Annotated in this window: 18 protein-coding genes; 1 reads left to right on the top strand and 17 read right to left on the bottom strand. The window is 56.0% G+C overall.

All coding sequences use genetic code 11. The features are described from left to right. Positions 1–154: 154 nt before the first annotated feature. Positions 155–928 (top strand): glycoside hydrolase family 16 protein, encoded by a 774-nt coding sequence (locus tag Enr13x_RS34115; RefSeq protein WP_197455561.1) that lies wholly within the window; start codon positions 155–157, stop codon positions 926–928. A gap of 363 nt (positions 929–1,291) precedes the next feature. Here Enr13x_RS34115 and Enr13x_RS34120 read toward each other — a convergent pair whose 3' ends face one another. The 17 genes from Enr13x_RS34120 to Enr13x_RS34195 form a co-directional block, all read right to left on the bottom strand. Next, complete coding sequence (locus Enr13x_RS34120; RefSeq protein WP_145391368.1) at positions 1,292–1,924, bottom strand: hypothetical protein; 633 nt, start codon at positions 1,922–1,924, stop codon at positions 1,292–1,294. A 54-nt stretch (positions 1,925–1,978) separates the two neighbouring features. Beyond that, entirely contained in the window at positions 1,979–2,278 is a 300-nt protein-coding gene (locus Enr13x_RS34125; protein WP_231743947.1) for a hypothetical protein, read from the bottom strand. A gap of 53 nt (positions 2,279–2,331) precedes the next feature. Next, a complete protein-coding gene (locus Enr13x_RS38570) occupies positions 2,332–2,490 on the bottom strand; it encodes a hypothetical protein (protein WP_231743948.1) in 159 nt (52 codons plus the stop codon). Positions 2,491–3,713: 1,223 nt separating this feature from the next. Continuing rightward, complete coding sequence (locus tag Enr13x_RS34130) at positions 3,714–4,352, bottom strand: hypothetical protein (protein WP_145391369.1); 639 nt, start codon at positions 4,350–4,352, stop codon at positions 3,714–3,716. Between the two features lie 2,049 nt (positions 4,353–6,401). After that, positions 6,402–6,857 (bottom strand): hypothetical protein, encoded by a 456-nt coding sequence (locus tag Enr13x_RS34135; protein WP_145391370.1) that lies wholly within the window; start codon positions 6,855–6,857, stop codon positions 6,402–6,404. Positions 6,858–6,863: 6 nt separating this feature from the next. Continuing rightward, positions 6,864–7,223: a hypothetical protein gene (locus Enr13x_RS34140; RefSeq protein ID WP_145391371.1), complete on the bottom strand. Its 360-nt coding sequence runs from the start codon at positions 7,221–7,223 to the stop codon at positions 6,864–6,866. A gap of 152 nt (positions 7,224–7,375) precedes the next feature. Next, positions 7,376–7,825 (bottom strand): hypothetical protein, encoded by a 450-nt coding sequence (locus Enr13x_RS34145; protein ID WP_145391372.1) that lies wholly within the window; start codon positions 7,823–7,825, stop codon positions 7,376–7,378. Positions 7,826–8,019: 194 nt separating this feature from the next. Further along, on the bottom strand, positions 8,020–8,454 hold the full coding sequence (locus Enr13x_RS34150) for a VOC family protein (protein ID WP_197455563.1): 435 nt from the start codon (positions 8,452–8,454) through the stop codon (positions 8,020–8,022). 1,136 nt (positions 8,455–9,590) lie between these two features. Further along, positions 9,591–10,163: a hypothetical protein gene (locus tag Enr13x_RS34155; RefSeq protein ID WP_145391373.1), complete on the bottom strand. Its 573-nt coding sequence runs from the start codon at positions 10,161–10,163 to the stop codon at positions 9,591–9,593. 942 nt (positions 10,164–11,105) lie between these two features. Further along, on the bottom strand, positions 11,106–11,504 hold the full coding sequence (locus Enr13x_RS34160; protein ID WP_145391374.1) for a hypothetical protein: 399 nt from the start codon (positions 11,502–11,504) through the stop codon (positions 11,106–11,108). A gap of 119 nt (positions 11,505–11,623) precedes the next feature. Then, positions 11,624–12,100, bottom strand: coding sequence for a hypothetical protein (locus tag Enr13x_RS34165; RefSeq protein ID WP_145391375.1), 477 nt, complete (start codon positions 12,098–12,100; stop codon positions 11,624–11,626). A gap of 39 nt (positions 12,101–12,139) precedes the next feature. Further along, positions 12,140–12,646, bottom strand: coding sequence for a hypothetical protein (locus Enr13x_RS34170; RefSeq protein WP_145391376.1), 507 nt, complete (start codon positions 12,644–12,646; stop codon positions 12,140–12,142). Between the two features lie 90 nt (positions 12,647–12,736). Then, positions 12,737–13,165, bottom strand: a complete 429-nt coding sequence (locus Enr13x_RS34175; protein ID WP_145391377.1) for a cyclic-phosphate processing receiver domain-containing protein — start codon at positions 13,163–13,165, stop codon at positions 12,737–12,739. Between the two features lie 135 nt (positions 13,166–13,300). Further along, positions 13,301–13,813, bottom strand: coding sequence for a hypothetical protein (locus Enr13x_RS34180; protein ID WP_145391378.1), 513 nt, complete (start codon positions 13,811–13,813; stop codon positions 13,301–13,303). Further along, positions 13,810–14,073 (bottom strand): phage integrase N-terminal SAM-like domain-containing protein, encoded by a 264-nt coding sequence (locus Enr13x_RS34185; protein WP_231743949.1) that lies wholly within the window; start codon positions 14,071–14,073, stop codon positions 13,810–13,812. Before Enr13x_RS34185 ends, Enr13x_RS34180 begins: the two co-directional genes overlap by 4 nt. Positions 14,074–15,997: 1,924 nt before the next feature. Then, a complete protein-coding gene (locus Enr13x_RS34190) occupies positions 15,998–16,309 on the bottom strand; it encodes a hypothetical protein (protein WP_145389595.1) in 312 nt (103 codons plus the stop codon). A gap of 238 nt (positions 16,310–16,547) precedes the next feature. Next, a complete protein-coding gene (locus tag Enr13x_RS34195) occupies positions 16,548–16,922 on the bottom strand; it encodes a hypothetical protein (RefSeq protein ID WP_145391380.1) in 375 nt (124 codons plus the stop codon). Positions 16,923–16,963 lie beyond the last annotated feature (41 nt).

Here is a 16,963-nt window from a genome sequence, read left to right on the forward strand (position 1 = left end):
GTCGCATCACCTCCTTTTCTCTCGAGGCTCCCCAATGAACTCTCGTCACCGGCAACCGGCTGTATTTCGTTTCTGCGTAGGCATTGGGGTATTCGTTGCCTCATCCGCTTTCTTCCTGGCGTCCGCGTCGTGCCAGGAGTCGACGGCAAACAAGGTGGTTTGGTCGGAAGAGTTTGACGGGCAGGCGATCGATCGGAACGTCTGGACCTACGACGTCGGTGGGCACGGCTTCGGCAACGGGCAACTTGAGTTCAACACCGATCGGCCCGAGAACTCCTACCTCCGCGACGGCAGTTTGGTCATCGAGGCCCGACGGGAAGCGTACGGAGGCAATGCGTTCACTTCGGCACGGATGCACACGCGCGGCGGGTTCGCGTTCCTGTACGGAGACCTGGAGGCGCGGATCAAGGTGCCGGATACGGCCGACGGAATCTGGCCCGCGTTCTGGATGCTCGGCAATAACTTCCCGGGAACGGAGTGGCCCAAGTGCGGTGAGGCCGACATCTTGGAAATCGGCGGCAAAGACGCCATCGCAAAGGGCCTGCAGCACCGACAAATCAATTGTGCCCTGCACTTCGCCGGCGTCGGCGAGCAAAAAACCAGTCTGGTCGAGTGGTACGACGCACCGCAGGATCTGCATCTGGATTACCACCTCTACAAGATCTCATGGACACCGACGCACATGAAGTTCTTCTTGGACGGAAAAGAGTTCGGTTCCTGGGACATCACGTCGCCGGAGATGAAGGAGTACCACCAGCCGTTCTTTCCGATCCTGAACGTCGCCGTCGGCAGCTGGCCCCACTCCTACACGGGGCTCGACACGCCGGAAAAAATCTCGGCGGCCCTGCCGGCAAGAATGCACGTCGATTGGATCCGGCTATCCGGCCATCCGAACACCAAGGTCTATTTGCGCGGCCAGCAACGATAGCCCTTGACCGAAACGCTGCGGGAAAGAAAACGACACTTCGTCAAGATCCAACGATCTCACGATACCAGTCTGAACAAGCAACGTTTCTCGCACACGACGTCGATTCTATTGCTGCAGCTTTTGGCAACCTTTTTAGTCTCTCTCCCTCTGGGAGAGACGGCGTTTGCGCAGCAAGCAAACGCCAGAGAGGGTCGGCGGCTTGCGAAAGTCTTAGCGTTTTCCGCTACGATCAAATCCGTCACTTATATCATTGACGTCCCGAAGGGATCACAGCGAGTAGCCGGAGGCCAGCGCAGCGACACCTCCGGAACACGCCCCCAAACCTCTCCTCGACCCCAGACGGGCAACGCTGTGAAGCATTTCTTAGCGTCCTTCGAGTTGACGTTGTATGCGTTCATGTTCTTCGACAGCCGCACGCTTGAAGCGTTCAAACAATCCTCCACGACGAAGACGCCGAGAACAATCCCTGGCTTTCTCAAGAAGACAAAATGATGTGGAACAACCATCATCAAGCAGTTGGACGGCGGCATCGAATGCCATTTCACTCAGTTCGTTTTCGCGACTTGCGGCTGCGGAGATGTCCAAGGCCAGTTCGACCGTTGAACGTGCCATTCCCGCCGAGTACCAGTCCTTGATTTCCGGCCAGTCGATGACCACGTTTAACGCCGCCCACGCATGTTCGAGTTCGCCGATCTCAACGTAAAGTTCGCCAAGTCGAAGATGATCGGACATTCGTTCCCATGCATCATGGGGTCGGAGTTCGATCATTTTCTGGGCCGCATCAATGGCTTCATCGTGCTGACCAAGCAGCGGACGATAGTACCGGAGTTTACTGAGGGTATCGAGGTTTACCGGTTGCGACGCTTGCCACGCATCGAGGCGTACGCGCCCGTCGGCAACACGCCTTGAGTCCAGTGCTTCTTGAACGATATCGCCAGCATCAGGTGAGGACATGTTTTTGTGGCAGAACGTCCACCGCAGCACGGCGAACGACATTGTGTTTTCGGGTTGACGCCGAATCAGACCCGGCTCTGCTTTCGCCCTGGCGTCTTAATCCAACAGAATACCGAGTAAAAGAACAATCGCAATCGTCTCGCGATGAACGACACACCGAACATCGAACATGTCCGTGACCAGCCGGTTCCAGACTTCCTTCGCAAACCAGGCAGTCACGAAAACCATGATGAGAAACCGAACAAGGTCGATAAGCGATGTAAGGATGATGCCCTCCAGTGGAACGCCCTTGGCTGAGTCGGACATCGCAAAAGTGAAAACACCCACAACCGCCGAATAAAGAACCAGCAAGGCGTTGAATTTGGTGGTAATCGTCGCATCTGTTTTCACTGTCACGGCAAATCATTGATTGAAGTCGTCAAAAAGTCATCGCATACGAAAAGAGACATTCATCCCGTCGGAAAACGGTAGAAATCATGCGGGTCGGGCAGGCGTCCGCCACAGTGGAAGCAGTGCAATAGCGGAGTCTCATCCGCAAGTGTAAATGCCTCCAACTGTTCGTCGAATGTGACCGGCGACGTGGGCGTCTGGGCATAGGCTTCCATCATGAAGCATTGACACTCCGGAAACTTTTGGCATTCAGTACTCACGCTATCAGCCAATTGTTGACGTAACGTATGGCGATCGATCCGCGCACGCGGAGGAACGGGAATCGTTCGTGCGCCAGCACTTTGTCGCTCCTCAGGTGGGCCGGTCAGAAAAGCTGATTAGAACGGATCCTGCCAGACGGTGCCACATTTTAGTGCCAAGTGAAATCGGGCTGGGCGACGGCAGCACGATCCGGTTCAGCCTCCGGCCACTTTGCACTTTCTTGTTCACTTTTCGCACGACCAGTCGTACCAAGTGCGAAAAACCCTCACCCATCGCGACGCCATCGACGCAGCGTCCACGGTATCCCGAAGGGATCACAGCGAGTAGCCGGAGGTCAGCGCAGCGCCACCTCCGGACCACGCCCCCAATCCTCCCCTCGCCCCAGAACTCGCTCGCAGTCTTGAAGCACTGATCAAGTCAGAAAACGTCTGGCCCACCACGTCGACAACTGCAATGACAATCCGGATTCGATCCGATCTGACCGAGGAAGCTGCCGCGTTTTATCGTCGAGAAGCCAACCTTCCGGCGGGACGCGTCAAGACGTGGAGTGTTTGGCCGCGAAAGAGTTCAAAGAGCACAAAAGGGAAGAACGCGACTTGCGTAGGCGGCCGCGCGGGACCCTTTGGGCGCTGCCGCAACATTTCGTTCGCGGTGCATCAAACGCACCATCAAATGACGGTTCAGTTCTGTTCTCCGCGCGGACCTTTTGCGTCCTTTGCGCTCTATTGTCGCGATCTCTCCTTGCCAGACGTCTGGTGGATCGTGCTGACCGCGTTCTCATCTCAGTGGTGCACTTCTAGCGTCCCAAGGCGCTCGACTCCCAAGCAACGGCGTGAGCGTGCGCCCGGTCGGATTCGTCTCTTCGTCAAAGAAAAACACCCTCGGACCACACAACGCGAGTGGCGGGGGAGTCAAGCGCCGCAGAATCACACGATGGGCCACAAGAGATCAAGACGCTTGTCGCACCAAAACGCCGACGACCGACGGCCAAAGGATTGGAGAAGCTGGCGTCAGCCTACGGTCGTAAGCCCCACGCTGGCCTCAGCCCACCGCGACCACACGTCAACCGCCGAAGCCGTCGGCAATTCGATTCAGTTCAACGCCTGCCGTAGCCGGGCGGTCGCCAAAAGACTCTGATTTAAAAAACCCGTGCCATCGACCGCTCCGATTCACGGCCTGGTTAGTTGCCCGTCGCTTCAATCGCTCGGCAGAATGCATCGACAGCCTGATCGGCTTTACGCATCGCGGTTAATGCGTCATGGCTGAACTGCTCGGTGGCTTCTGTCTCTTTCAACTCGGGCACTTCAGTCGGCAGGTCGAGGTGGAATTGTGAAACGCCCGGCGGATCGAGCTTCATGTCGATGAGAAACACGCGTCCTTTGGATGAACCGAAGGCTTCGTCGTCAATCGAAATGGTTTCTGTCTCAATGCTATCCGCTCCACTTTTCAGGACAAGTTCATATTTGGCGGTCGATTCGTTGCCATACGTGTTGATCGTATGAGACGTACTGGCGGTCGCCCCGCGGCTTCCGCCTTCGGACGTTACCCCGGCATTCGGACGATCGTGATTGAACACCAGGAAATACGCGATTCTCTTGGACTGTCCGGGCAGTGTCACGGTCGCAAAGGCGACTCCCGGTTGGTTTTCTTTGACAACGACATTGCCATTCGATATCGAAAGGCCATCGCTCGTTGAGCTGCCTTCGCTCATGATCAGATGCTGGGGTTGCGACGACGCATCGGACAGGTTCGGTTGCCCGCCCGTGCAGCCCACCAGCACGGTGACGCTTGTAACGAGAATCAGTGTGAAGTCTTGCACGATTGGGGTCTCGCGGTGCTGAGGAAAATTACGTCCGCGATCACGTGGTTCGCGGAGGGTTTGTCTGCTGGATGTGATGGGCTGGCACGCTGCGATCAGGGTAACGTTGGCGATCGGTACCAGCGAACTCTCGTGCATCCGATTGTTACCCGATTCTGTTAAACAGGCAATCACGATCGGTCAGGTGTGAATTCTCAATTCCAGCCCACCCATTCGCTAATGTTGTACTTGCCCTGCCATCCCTTCGATTCGATCGTCCAATGTTTTCCGGAAAGTCGTGCATCACCGCGAGCATCAAAGCCAACAAAACCCGTTTCCGGCAGAATCGTAGGGAACAAAGATTCCACCCTCCAGATGACTCGCGTTGGCGACCCAGTTCTACGTACACGTATCCGCAATTCGCCATTTACGGCGTCGATGGCCAAAGAAGCGGTGCAAAACGTTCCTTTGGGGGTTAGCGATTCGCGAACGGCAACAACCACATTCGCAAAAAGAGGCGGACACCCGTCTCGCTCAAACCCTTCGAACCTTGGCCTTACCGCGTCATTAAGTATTGCCGCAACCAATTCGGAAGACGGCTGGATCTCGTCCTTAGCGGTAGCCATGTTTGCGTGTGGAGGATTCTCTATCGGGTAACGAATTGCGATCGATCCGCGCATGGAGAGGAACAGGGATCCATCGGGCGTCAGAACGATGTCGCCCCTCAGGCGGGCCGGCTACAGGACGTGATTAGAACGGATCCTGCCAGAGGGTGCCAGTTTCTCAGACCCAGGCAAACTCAAACTGCGTGGCGGCAGGAGGGGCCGACCCCAACTCCTTCTCCTTCTCCTTCTCCTTCTCCTTTGCACTTTCTTGCTCACGCTTCGCACGACCAGTCGTACCAAGTACGAAAAACCTTCCCCCATCGCGGCGCCATCGACGCAGCGTCCACGGTATCCCGAAGGGATCACAGCGAGTAGCCGGAGGTCAGCGCAGCGCCACCTCCGGACCACGCCCCCAAACCTCCCCTCGACCCCGAACGGGGTCGCAGCGAATCCCGACACCCCGCCGAGCGGAGCCTCCGGCTAAACGGAAACCCCGCGAGACCGACCGGAAACCCGGGAACGATCATTGGAGGCACGTCGTTTTCCCAACCAGCCAGATGCAGAAAGAAGAGAGGAAAATTTCGGGTAGAAAAAAGGTTTGTTGAGAAAGGCCTCGTCCCCAGAAAAGTTGGGTCGAGAGCGTCTCGCCCCAGAACTTGCTCGCAGTCTTGAAGCACTGATCAAGTCGGAAAACGTCTGGCTCACAACGTCGACAACTGCAATGGCAATCCGAATTCGATCCGATCTGACCGAGGAAGCTGTCGCGTTTTATCGCCGAGAAGCCAGCCTTCCGGCGGGACGCGTCAAGACGTGGAGCGTTTGGCCGCGAAAGAGTTCAAAGAGCACAAAAGGGAAGAATGCTACTTGCGTAGGCGGGTGCATGGGACCCTTTGGACGCTGCCGCAACATTTCGTTCGCGGTGCATCAAACGCACCATCGAATGGCGGTTCTGTTCGTAATCCGCGCGCACCTTTTGCGTCCTTTGCGCTCTATTGTGGCGATCCTCCTTGCCAGACGTCTGGTGGATTGTGCAAACTGCGCTTTGAACTCACGGGTGCACGTCAAACATCCCAAGGTGTTCGACTCCCAAGGATCGCGGCGTCGTGCGCAGAGTCGGATTCGTCTTTGAGTCAAATGAAACGACCCGCGGACCACACGACGCAAGTGACGGGGGAGTCATGCGCCGGTGGATCACTCAAAGGGGCACAAGAGATCAGGACGCTCATCGCATCAAAACGCTGACGCCCCACGGCCATTGGATTCAAGAAGCTGGCGTCAGCCTACGGTTGCAAGTCCCACGCAATCCCTGCCACCGCGACCGCACGTCAACCGTCGAAGCGGCAAGCAATTCGATTCAGTTCAACGTTTGCAATCACCCGATCGCGACGAGAGATTGTCCATTTTGAAAACGCCCCATTCCGCGACTCGGGTGAATTGCTTGGTTCTGCGGCTTTCGGGCCAGTGTCTACGTTGGGTAAGCGTGATCCGCTTCGCGCTGTGCCCAAGCAATTAGGGATAGCGATTCTTGTTTGCCAGTAATCGTTTCAGCGACCGTGGCAATGATCTTGATCAAGTAGTCGTCGCCACGTCGTTCGACGACGTCCAACCTCAGTCTTAACACATCATGTGATTCCATCACATTTACGTCAAAGTACGGTTCGCCAGAATCTTCATCGCATGGCGAATTCAGTTCGATTGAAGCCCCCGTCAGATCGTCATTTGGCTCCAGGGGCAACGGACCGGCTTCTGTCATTAGTCGAATGCCGTATGGGTATTCGGGCTCGTCACGGTCGTCGGTGACGCAAGGTCCCGAGAAATTGAAGTCCCACCCGGGGCCGGAGCAACTATCGGTGATGTACCGAAACGTTGCGGATTCAATCGCAAAGCGATGAGAGTCGAAATGCAATTCGTTTTCATCCATCGCACATCATCTTGCCGGAGAACTCGAAAAATCACAGGAATGCTGGTCAGCCAGAGCGATCATCTCACCCAACCATTTTTGTATGCTGGACTCATCTTTGCAATTCATTTGGGGATCCGATGCACAATCCAGGTGCCAAATATCAAAAGCGTAAGATCGGGCAATCGCTGTCGAATACTGAAAGCTCAAGATGTCGCGAAGACGCAAAACTCCGGCTTCATCATGTGAAGCGATCCGGAAGCGAAGGCATTTGTTCTCCAGCACTTCTGTGCCGCTGAGATGCAGAAGCGCAAACACCTTGTTGCTTGCCCCGAGCAATCGTTCGTATCTTCCCTGCCGGCTTTGTCCCGAGAACTGTTTAGTCACGGTCTTTGTCCGCGATGAAAACCAAGGAACGCTTCGCACGCAGAACGGTAGCAATCACACGGCGGCGACGAGCGATCATCCACACCAAACGACGTGACTTCGCCGCTCGTCATGCATCGCATTGTTCTGCCACGTGCGAAACCGAATTGACGTTAGCCACGGGAGAGTGTGTTGACAAGACGCTCAAATTCTGCGTTGTTTGCAAATAGTGCCGACGACAGCGTTGTGCGTTTTCGTTTACCTGAAAGATGAATTTGTTTAACAAAGCCTATGTCGGTTGTCCGGACTGTTACCTTCGCTACCGGAAGAGACCAACCGGCACCGGCAAGGAGACCGCCCGGTAAAGTGAGTTTGCCGTCATGAATGGTGATCAGTTTTGGTGGACGTGAACGTGCGCGAAGGAGTGTGATGGATACAGAGAGCCCCGCGATGGCAAGCACCACGCCAACCGTCAGGACAGTCCAAGAAGGAAGTGGAGCACGTCCAATCATTAGAGAATTGCGCAGAAGCCAAGCCAGAGGAACTGCAAGTATTCCCGTCGCCAACGTCACCCAAGCAATCCAAAGTTGGTTGGAGCGGAGTTTGCCATACTCCCACTGCATCGCATTGTTTCCGATTGGGCTTGCACTCATATCATGCGTCTCAGCAAAAGTTGATTATTCGAATCGCGGTGTTGTAAAAGCTGGAACAATTTAATCGGCAGAACGTTAACGATCACTTGGCCGCCGTGAACGACTTACCACTCGTATAAACTCAACTCGGCGGCTCACGTGCATCGCCTCGTTCGTCCCTTTGGTCACTGCCGGTCGGCATCGCCTGGATTCATGCCTTCAGAATGAGTAACAGTCATGACACCAGTTGACGTGGTGTCAGATGCCACAATTTTATCACGATTCGGGGGTGTTAGTAGCTCAACGACATGTCCATCCAGATCCTTTACGACAGCTCGCCTGCCCCATTCGCTGTCGGCCGGTTTAGAGATCAATTCCGCGCCGACATCCAGAAGCATCGAGACAATCGAATCGACATCGTCGACCGAAAAGCCGATTCGCGTTCCGATCGTCGGCGGATGCTTCCCAAGCGGATAAATCTCAAAGACGAAACCATCGATGACTGATGCGTAGTGCTCTGGTCCGTTTCCGTGGCGGTGTCTTGTAAACAACAGCCCCATCTCCGAATAAAAATCGGATGCTCGGTCGATGTCCGTTGACCGCAATACGGTCAGATTCATGATCGGGGGAGCTGCAAACATATGTTGGGACGAACGAATTGCGATCTATCCGCGCACGCGGAGGAACGGGGATCCATCGTGCGCCAGAGCTTTGTCGGTCCTCAGGGGGGACCGGCTAGAGAACCTGATTAGAACGGATCCTGTCAGGCGATGCCAGCTTCTCGGACCCAGGCGAACTCGAGCTGGGTGGCGGGAGGGCGATCCGGTTCGGACTCCGCCTCCTCTGCACTTTCTTGTGCACTGTTCGCACGACCAGTCGTACCAAGTGCGAAAACCTCCACCCATCGCGGCGTCCCCGGCATCCCGGAGGGATCACAGCCAGTAGCCGGAGGTCAGCGCAGCGCCACCTCCGGGCAACGCCCCCCAGAACGCCGCAGGAAGGTAGGAAAATTTCGGGTAGGAAAACGGATGCCCGAAAAACGACACACCGGGCAAACACCCTACTCTCTTTTCCTACCCGAAATTTTCTACCTCCATCTCCAGCCGATGCTTCCTCCGCGCTTCATCATCAGAACCCCCGTTCCTCTTCGCATTGAGAAAGCTGGCAAAGACGCCGATACAAACTCTCGAAAGCCCCCACCACACGCCGCCCTGCCCCGTCGAACGCCCTGCCCCGTCGAACGCCCTGCCCCGTCGAACGACCTGCCCCGTCGAACGACCTGCCCCGTCGAACGACCTGCCCCGTCGAACGACCTGCCACGTCGAACACCCTCCGCCACAAGAATCACTTGCACGCCGTTCATCAACGTCGCGGTGCAAGCCATGTCTTGATCTCAATGGTGCACTTCAAAAACCCCAAGGCGATCGACTACCAAGCAACGGCGTGAGCGTGTGCAGAGTCGGATTTGTCTTTGAGTCAAAGAGAAACAACCTCGACCACACAACGCGAGTGACGGAGGAGTCATGCGCCGCAGGATCACACGTTGGGCCACAAGAGATCAAGACGCTCATCGCATCAAAACGCGGACGACCTACCGCCAGAGGATTTGAGAAGCTGGCCTCAGCCCACCGCAACCGCACGCCAACCTTCGAATCGGTACGCAATTCGACCAAGTTCAACGACAGCCATCACCGATGGACGGCCATTGTGGTTTCAACTTTGCCGTTCGTCGGTGGATGGCTTGGTTATCCAGCGTCTACTGATCCTGGTCTGGGCGCCAACGAGGGTAGTATTCGAGTAACGATGGATGCATCGGGTACTCAAGGATCGCTGCGCGCGGACCCGTGATCATGTAATCTTCAACGCAGCACCCGCAACCGCCAATGGCTTCATATTCAAGTAGTTTTGGTTTCCATTTTGCCTCCCATGCTGCCTTGGCAATCTCGTGAGCCGGATCGCATGCGAACACGGTATGTTCAACTGTTGCGGTACAAATCCTCAGTTCACTGGAGTCATACGATTTTGCATTCCATAGTCGGTCGACGGCCTCTTGAAGGGATTGGTAATATTCATCTGCGGCGAGGTCTGGGTGCTGTGTGACTTTCGGTGACTCTCCCGCAGCGACACGTTCCAATTGTTGCTGGAGAAACTCCGTGTCAGTGAGATTTTCAGTTTGTCCACCGACATCCCAAGGCGTTCGTCGCAGATCCTGCGAACGGTCATTGCAGCCGATCACCGCTAACGTTGCGACCAACGCAACAGCGAAGCAAGTGTTTTGCGGTGGACTACCGATCGACATGCTTTGCCCGGATAACGCGTCACCGTTCACCGCGGCACGGCGAACGACATTGTGTTTTCAATGGACGCCGACTCCGTGCCTGCGTGTGCGGGCGGATGGTTCACGCGTCCGGCCACGACGACAGCACGCGCCATCGTCGCTGACGGCCAATGTACTCGATCGGAATCATCGAGAGAAATTTCACTCCCCTCGCTGAACCGATTTCTATGTGGAGTCGGGATGAAGCCTCGGAGGGCTGGCAAAATGCTTGCCGGTGGTGTCAGCCACCGGAATCGAAAGAACGGATTTGCTGAGGCCTGGAAGGCCGGCACAATGTCTCCCGGTCCACTCGAAGCCCGGGTATTGTGTCGGCCCGCTGGGCCGTGAGTATTCCTTTGAATCCACCCCGGTGGCTGACGCCACCGGCAGACACTCTACCGGCCCTCCGGGCCTAAGACACTTCGTTCTGCCAGCCAAATCCGCTCCATTGATCCCTTTGGACTCGGAAACACGAAGCAGCCACCATTTCAGGCGTTGGTTTGTCTTCCTCGGCCGAGTCGCCCGGGCACCTATCAAACGATGAAATCAAATGTGAATCACAGGAAACAGAGGTCCGATGAAACCCGGTGGGCGCAGTTCGAGCGTACCAACTGCGGCATGAGCGTGAACTAAGAGATGCTGGGTTCACGCAAAGGCGCCAAGCCGCAATGGAGTGGGTTGTAATCTTTGCGGCTTGGCGACTTTGCGTGAGCTCCCACCAGCAAGTACGCCGGCGCCCCAGTCAATCCGCCGCAGATCACTTGCCACAAAAAGCACGAGAAGTCGCGACAAGAAAAGGGGCGATCCGTCGACAGGCGTCGGTTAGCAGCGCGAACGGCACGTATCACCCGGCCCAAGCGGTTAAGCCACAACCTCCCAAGAGACACTCGAGGGCTCGGTGTGCATCTGATGGTTCGTCGTCACTCTAGCGAAAGATTGCGGCAAGCGACGAGCTCATTGATAGTGCCGCTCGGAAATCGTTGCATCGGCAACATATGCGTCATTCTGCTCGACAAACATACCCGACACGATCCAGATCGGTTTTTCACTGGCGGTCGCGAGCTGAAAAGTCAACTCGGCGGTATCGATACGCCAAAGGTCGATGTGCAGTTCGTTGGTGCCAGGATACTCGTGCGCGGGTTTCGTTGCCGTTGGGATGACCGCGGGTGAAAGAGACGGTTCTTGCACACACAGGGAAACCAGCGCCCGTCGAAAACGCTGGACTTGAGGGTCTTCGTCGGTGACGACCTGTAGGTGCGATATGTTTGGTTGCGCCATCTCACGCCGTTCAAGGATTGGTGTGGAGTTGCCTGCACATCCCGCGACTGCGGCAGAAATGTTCAGCAACAGCAATGCGTGCAGCTTCGCCAAGTGCTTTCCCCTTAATCGACGAACGTTGATGGTCACACGGTGGCACCCCAGGAGTTGGTGGTCACGAAAAGACGTTGCCGCCACTCGTGTGCACCACATAGTTACGACGATTCTTGTTCGGCTCGATGGCATGCGGACGCTTGAGTTTTGTTGTCCGCGCCGTCCGCATTCCGGTGCCCCCGTGCATCCAGGTTCTCGGTCTTACGATAGCGCATCCATTCTTTGTCCAGTCGCTTTAGTTCTTCGTCGGCGATGGCGTCAATCTTTTGCAGTGCGAAAAGAAGCGAGCGAGGCGAAATTGGCGGCAACGTCATTGCGTGTTTCTTGCCGCAGGATCGACACGTCATCATCGGCGATCGAATGTCTCGTTGGTCTCGAATGTCTGATCGGAGGGACGTCATCCGCTCGCAGAACGTGATGACTTCGCTCCAGTTTGGATTGTTGGACCAAAAGCGTTCCAGTTCGGCGAGCATTTCCGGAAACCAAGCTCGTTGGGCATCGCCGGATGGCATCGAGAATGTGTCCTTTTGAGTCGTAACGTTGGCGATCACGCGGTCGCCGCGAGCGATCCTCCACATCAGTCACCACGACTCCGCGGCTCGCCGTGCATCCGATGGTTATCGCTTTTCCGGAATCCCAATCACCAGAGGATCTATTGGGTAGCTGACCCTCGTAACCACAACTGTTTCTGGATGAAGCGAATTCGCGATTGCCGGATGAATCGTGGTTCCCTTATGCAAGAACACTACCGCTCGGTCTTTACTGAGCAAGTCTTTAATTACCGATGAGTCGATTACATCGCCATTCAAATGGGCGAATTGAAGTGTGTTGAAAGAAGCTGCAAACCGCTTTTCCCGAATGACGAGTACTGAACGTCCCCGGTCAATCGAAGCCGTTATGGATCGACCACCGTGTTCGATTGTCCCCTCGTGATTCCATGTTTGTCGAGTTTCGCCCCAGTCCATCGTAGTCCCAACAAAAAGTTTTCCGTTGGGTGTATCGTCTTCGATGTGTGCGTCGATAATCGTCTCGGGGGGTCCGACGACCGGCTCGTCCGCCGTGGCGAAGCAAACCGACAAGAGAAGAGGAAGCAACACGATAACGGATCGGTACAAAATTGACATTGGATTCTTCTTTGCGATAACGTTAGAAATCACGCGGGACGGTCGAAAGACGTGCAAGCAGACCAAAATCCGCGACTCTCGTCCTTATGGTCATCCGCCATTTTCTGTGCGCTGGGAAGTGTTTGGCGAGACAATTTCGAAGGCGGTAGGATACCAGTACGACTCGATCCAGTCATCTCCGATCGGAGCAATACGATCAACGGTCCATCCGGCATCGCGCATCGTGAACATCATGCTGTCAGCGGCGGGCGCATTCGTTGAGTGAATCAGGGCCGGGCAAATCGCGTCTTGGGTTGCGAGGAATGTCGACACATCGCGTCCATCACCGGGATCAGGGTCACCTGGCGAGTCGACGAACAGGTCGTGGTCAAGGCAGATCAAGCAAGGAGTCGAAGAAAGGGCCGAGTACGCAGCAATGAAAGCGGGTGCAGTTCGATAGACGTCGAGACGAACGTTGGGATGGTGAGCCACGAGGATCGCATTGAACCGCCTTATACGGTCAAGATCGTCTTCGAGCATCACTAGGTATTGCATTGGCTGAACGCTGCGTCATTCAGTCGGCGAACGAAATGCGATCTATCCGGGTACGGAGTACACGGATAGATCGTGCGTTAAAGTTTGTCGGCACGACTTGGCCGCTTCTGGGGGACGCTATTAGAACAGCATTCGTTGCTGCATGCCAGTTTCTGCGGCCGTCTCGGTCATGGCGTCCAAGCCCGGGGACTCTCCTGCACTTTCAATGCCACTTTTCAGATACCACTCGTACCACTCCGAAAAACCTTCCCCCATCGAATCGTCCCAGAACCGAATCTCATCAAGTTTTTGGCTCTCACGGTACCAACCTGGGCTACACTCCGAATCGCGTCCCAAGATCTCGCTCCAGGATCGCTTCGGACACTCGTGCGTCAGACGAAGCGACTCGCTGCCACAGTGCTCACAGCATCGCTCCGGCTCGGTCTCCAACTCGGCCTCCGCTTCTTCCACCGCAGCCATCACGGCCATGCGAGCCTCCGCACCGTCGGCTGCACTCAGGGAGGCAAGGCAGCGTTGCTGATACGCCACCGCTTTCGTGCTCGACCAACCTCCGAATTGACGCGTTTTGGTTAGCTGATTGGGCTGGATGTGCAAGCACCAGCGGCAAATGAACTCCGCTGTCGAAAGAGTCAACGGAACTTGAATCGACTCACCGCCCGTCGTGTATCCTTCACGTGCCCAGAGCCGTAGGCAAGCTTTCGTTCTCGGATCAGATGGAGCTGGAAGGTTCTAACGTCTTCGACGGTTGCCTGGTCGAGCGGTTTTTCGATAAAGTCGGCAAACTTTCGCACGTGATAGGTGTAGGCGTCGATGGTGGCTTCGGCCATGTTGCGGATCACCATGTCTTCGGCGAGCCGCTTGGTGAGTTTGCAGGTTCGTTTTTTGTGTGACATCACGGTTGCTTGTCCTTGTTGTGAAACAGAGTTCAAAAGAAGTTCGCGCCGCAGCGTGCGGGGAACACAACAAGGGTGCGTCAACGAGCAAAAAGCGCAAGTTAAAACGTCAGGCAAAGCACCAAGAAAGAGACCGTAAGAACGCCCAGCGCACACAACTAGCTAACCGCAAAAGCGCCTACAGGCGCGCCGAAAGACAGACGCGTTGTGACCCTCACACGCTCACCGCACCGACAAGAGAAAACGGTCACGCCAATGAAGTCGCTGCCGATTAAGTTCAACGGCGGTGGTCACCGCGTCGGCGCGATCGACCCAAACTCAAAAACAAACTCAACTCGCCGACTGCGGTGCACCACATGGTTCACGCGGTCGGCCACGACGACAGCCCGAGCCAGCATCGGTCTGTGCCAATGTACTCCATCGAAATCGCCTTGGGAAATTTCACTCCCCTTGCTGTACCGATCTCATTGTGGAGTCGGGATGAAGCCCGGAGGGCTGGCACAATGCTTGCCGGTGGTGTCAGCCACCGGTATCGAAAGAACGGATTTGCTGAGGCCTGGAAGGCCGGCACAATGGGTCTCCCGGTCCACGCCAAGCCCGGGCATTGTGTCGACCCGCTGGGCCTAGGGCGCTCCTTTGAATCCTCCCCCGGTGGCTGACGCCACCGGCAGACACTCTACCGGCCCTCCGGGCCTGAAAGCCGCCCTCGTACTCAGCACCGTGGTACTCGTGCTCGTACTCGAATCAACAGGCGTCGGTTTGTCTTCCTCGGCCGAGTCGACCGCGCACCTGTCGAACGATGACATCAAATGCGAATCTCAGGAAACAGAAGCTCGATGAAATCAGATGGGCGTCCTATGGGTCACGATCCAACGACGGCGAATCAATTGCCACAAAAGAACGCGAGAAGACGCAAAAGAAGAAGTGGACGCTGTCGTCAGGCGTGGGTTACCAGCGTGAACGTCACGGATCACGCGGTCGCCGCGAGCGATCCTCCACTTCAAAAACCACGACTCGGCGACTCGTCGTGCATCCGATGGTTCGTCGGGTCTACGATCGTTGGGGTCGCGATTCGCTAGTGATTGTCAACAAGTTACTCGGTGTGAACTGCCGTGGGCAAACAAACGTGGCAATCTCTGGCGAGCAGTCAACGGTTCGTGGTATCAATCGACGGTTTGTGATTCTGGTGTCCATGTGCTCGTGCGTATCGCGCGATCGACCCAATTTGCAGGTCTAAAAAGTAACGATGATACACGGTGTTCGACACTTTCTGGGTCAGGGAATCCGTAGTGTGGTTCAACGTACGTCTTTATTTCCCCGGTTTCCAGCCATGCAATCTCCTCTGTCGGTTCAACCATCGCTGCATATGCCGATCCGTACAGCACTGCGATCACGCCGGCTGCAAGTACGACCAAGCGGCGTCGCTGGCTCGGTGAAGTATCGGTCTCGTCTGACATCGTCTTCAAAGGGGCCTACTTACTCCGACGAACATCAGCGATCACCTCGCACACGGACCACTACGATTGAGATGGCGTGAGCGTGATGAAGGCGGTCGGTGTGAAAGTTTGTGTATCGCAACAATGAGTGTGCTGGGGTGCATCGCCGGGTTCGTGGCGTCGGTCGGCACGCCGGTTGGAACGACCGTCGCGGCTTGCCAATGTACTCGATCGGAATCGCCAAGGGAAATGCGAGCGTCCCAATCTGCAGCCGGCATGTCAGGCGTCGGTCGTCAGCGTTGAAGTCGTCAGGCGTCGGTTTGTCTTCGTCAGCTGAGTCGACCGCGCACCCATCAAGCCATGACATCAAAAGCGAATCACTGGAAACAGAGGTTCGATGACATCAGGTGGGCCAACTTCGAGCGCACTAATCAGCAGCATGGACGACAGGCGTTGGCCCATCGCAGCCACGTCTACCGCCGCGAACATCAGCGATCACCTCGCACGCAGACCTCTACGATTGAGTTGGCGTGAGCGTGATGATCGAAACGGGGTGAAAGCTTGTGTCTCGCGGCAACGAGTGTGCTGGGGTGCATCGCCGGGTTCGTGGCGTCGGTCGGCACGCCGGTTTGGAACGATCGTCGCGGCTTGCCAATGTACTCGATTCGAATTGCCAAGGGAAATTCCGGCGTCCCAATCTGCAGCCGGCATGTCAGGCGTCGGTCGTCAGCGTTGAAATCGTCAGGCGTCGGTTTGTCTTCGCCAGCCGAGTCGACCGCGCACCCATCAAACCATGGCATCAAAAGCGAATCCCAGGAAACGGAGGTTCGACGACATCAGGTGGGCCAACCTCAAGCGCACCAATCAGCAGCATGGACGACAGGCGCTGGACCATCGCAGCCACGTCTACCGCCACGAACGGGGCGGTTCACCCAGTACGGGCGAAAGACGTTGTGATGGCCTATTATCGATCCACCCGTACTTGGGTGCAACCGATGGTTCCCCGTGATTCAAGGTTCTAGTGTCGGTGAGTCGATTCTAAATCCCGAAGAACGCGACAAAGAAGTACCAGGAAAGTGAGAAGACTAGGAACGATATTGCGATCACGAATCCGTAGTGATGTAGTGCGAAACGCTTAACGAACGCCGTGCAGAGTGCGACGGCACCAGTGACAATCGCCGCAAGAATCAAGCCACCATCGAGAAACCCCCAAAAGAACCCGAACCCCAGATGCGGTTGAAGGTACGGCGTACTCAATGCGTTTTCGGTCAGCCCGCCGTAGTATGCGGACACCGTCGTGATGAACACAAACGATAGGAAGGCGGGCCGCCGAGTCCAGAAACGTGTCGCCAACGTTTCGGCAGATGCATCTGGAATCGCGTGGTGTTGTGGCTCGTACGGATTCGGCTTCATCCACCGCTAGAGCCCAACAATCGTGATGCATTGCGCAATTT

This window comes from Stieleria neptunia (assembly GCF_007754155.1).
GTDB lineage: Bacteria > Planctomycetota > Planctomycetia > Pirellulales > Pirellulaceae > Stieleria > Stieleria neptunia.

Bases quoted from the DNA above. Each gene is read 5' to 3' on its own strand.
- Enr13x_RS34120 (WP_145391368.1), bottom strand. From the start codon at position 1,924: ATGTCGTTCGCCGTGCTGCGGTGGACGTTCTGCCACAAAAACATGTCC.
- Enr13x_RS38570 (WP_231743948.1), bottom strand. From the start codon at position 2,490: ATGATGGAAGCCTATGCCCAGACGCCCACGTCGCCGGTCACATTCGAC.
- Enr13x_RS34135 (WP_145391370.1), bottom strand. From the start codon at position 6,857: ATGGATGAAAACGAATTGCATTTCGACTCTCATCGCTTTGCGATTGAA.
- Enr13x_RS34145 (WP_145391372.1), bottom strand. From the start codon at position 7,825: ATGCAGTGGGAGTATGGCAAACTCCGCTCCAACCAACTTTGGATTGCT.
- Enr13x_RS34150 (WP_197455563.1), bottom strand. From the start codon at position 8,454: ATGAATCTGACCGTATTGCGGTCAACGGACATCGACCGAGCATCCGAT.
- Enr13x_RS34165 (WP_145391375.1), bottom strand. From the start codon at position 12,100: ATGTGGAGGATCGCTCGCGGCGACCGCGTGATCGCCAACGTTACGACT.
- Enr13x_RS34170 (WP_145391376.1), bottom strand. From the start codon at position 12,646: ATGTCAATTTTGTACCGATCCGTTATCGTGTTGCTTCCTCTTCTCTTG.
- Enr13x_RS34175 (WP_145391377.1), bottom strand. From the start codon at position 13,165: ATGCTCGAAGACGATCTTGACCGTATAAGGCGGTTCAATGCGATCCTC.
- Enr13x_RS34185 (WP_231743949.1), bottom strand. From the start codon at position 14,073: ATGTCACACAAAAAACGAACCTGCAAACTCACCAAGCGGCTCGCCGAA.
- Enr13x_RS34190 (WP_145389595.1), bottom strand. From the start codon at position 16,309: ATGCCATGGTTTGATGGGTGCGCGGTCGACTCGGCTGGCGAAGACAAA.
- Enr13x_RS34195 (WP_145391380.1), bottom strand. From the start codon at position 16,922: ATGAAGCCGAATCCGTACGAGCCACAACACCACGCGATTCCAGATGCA.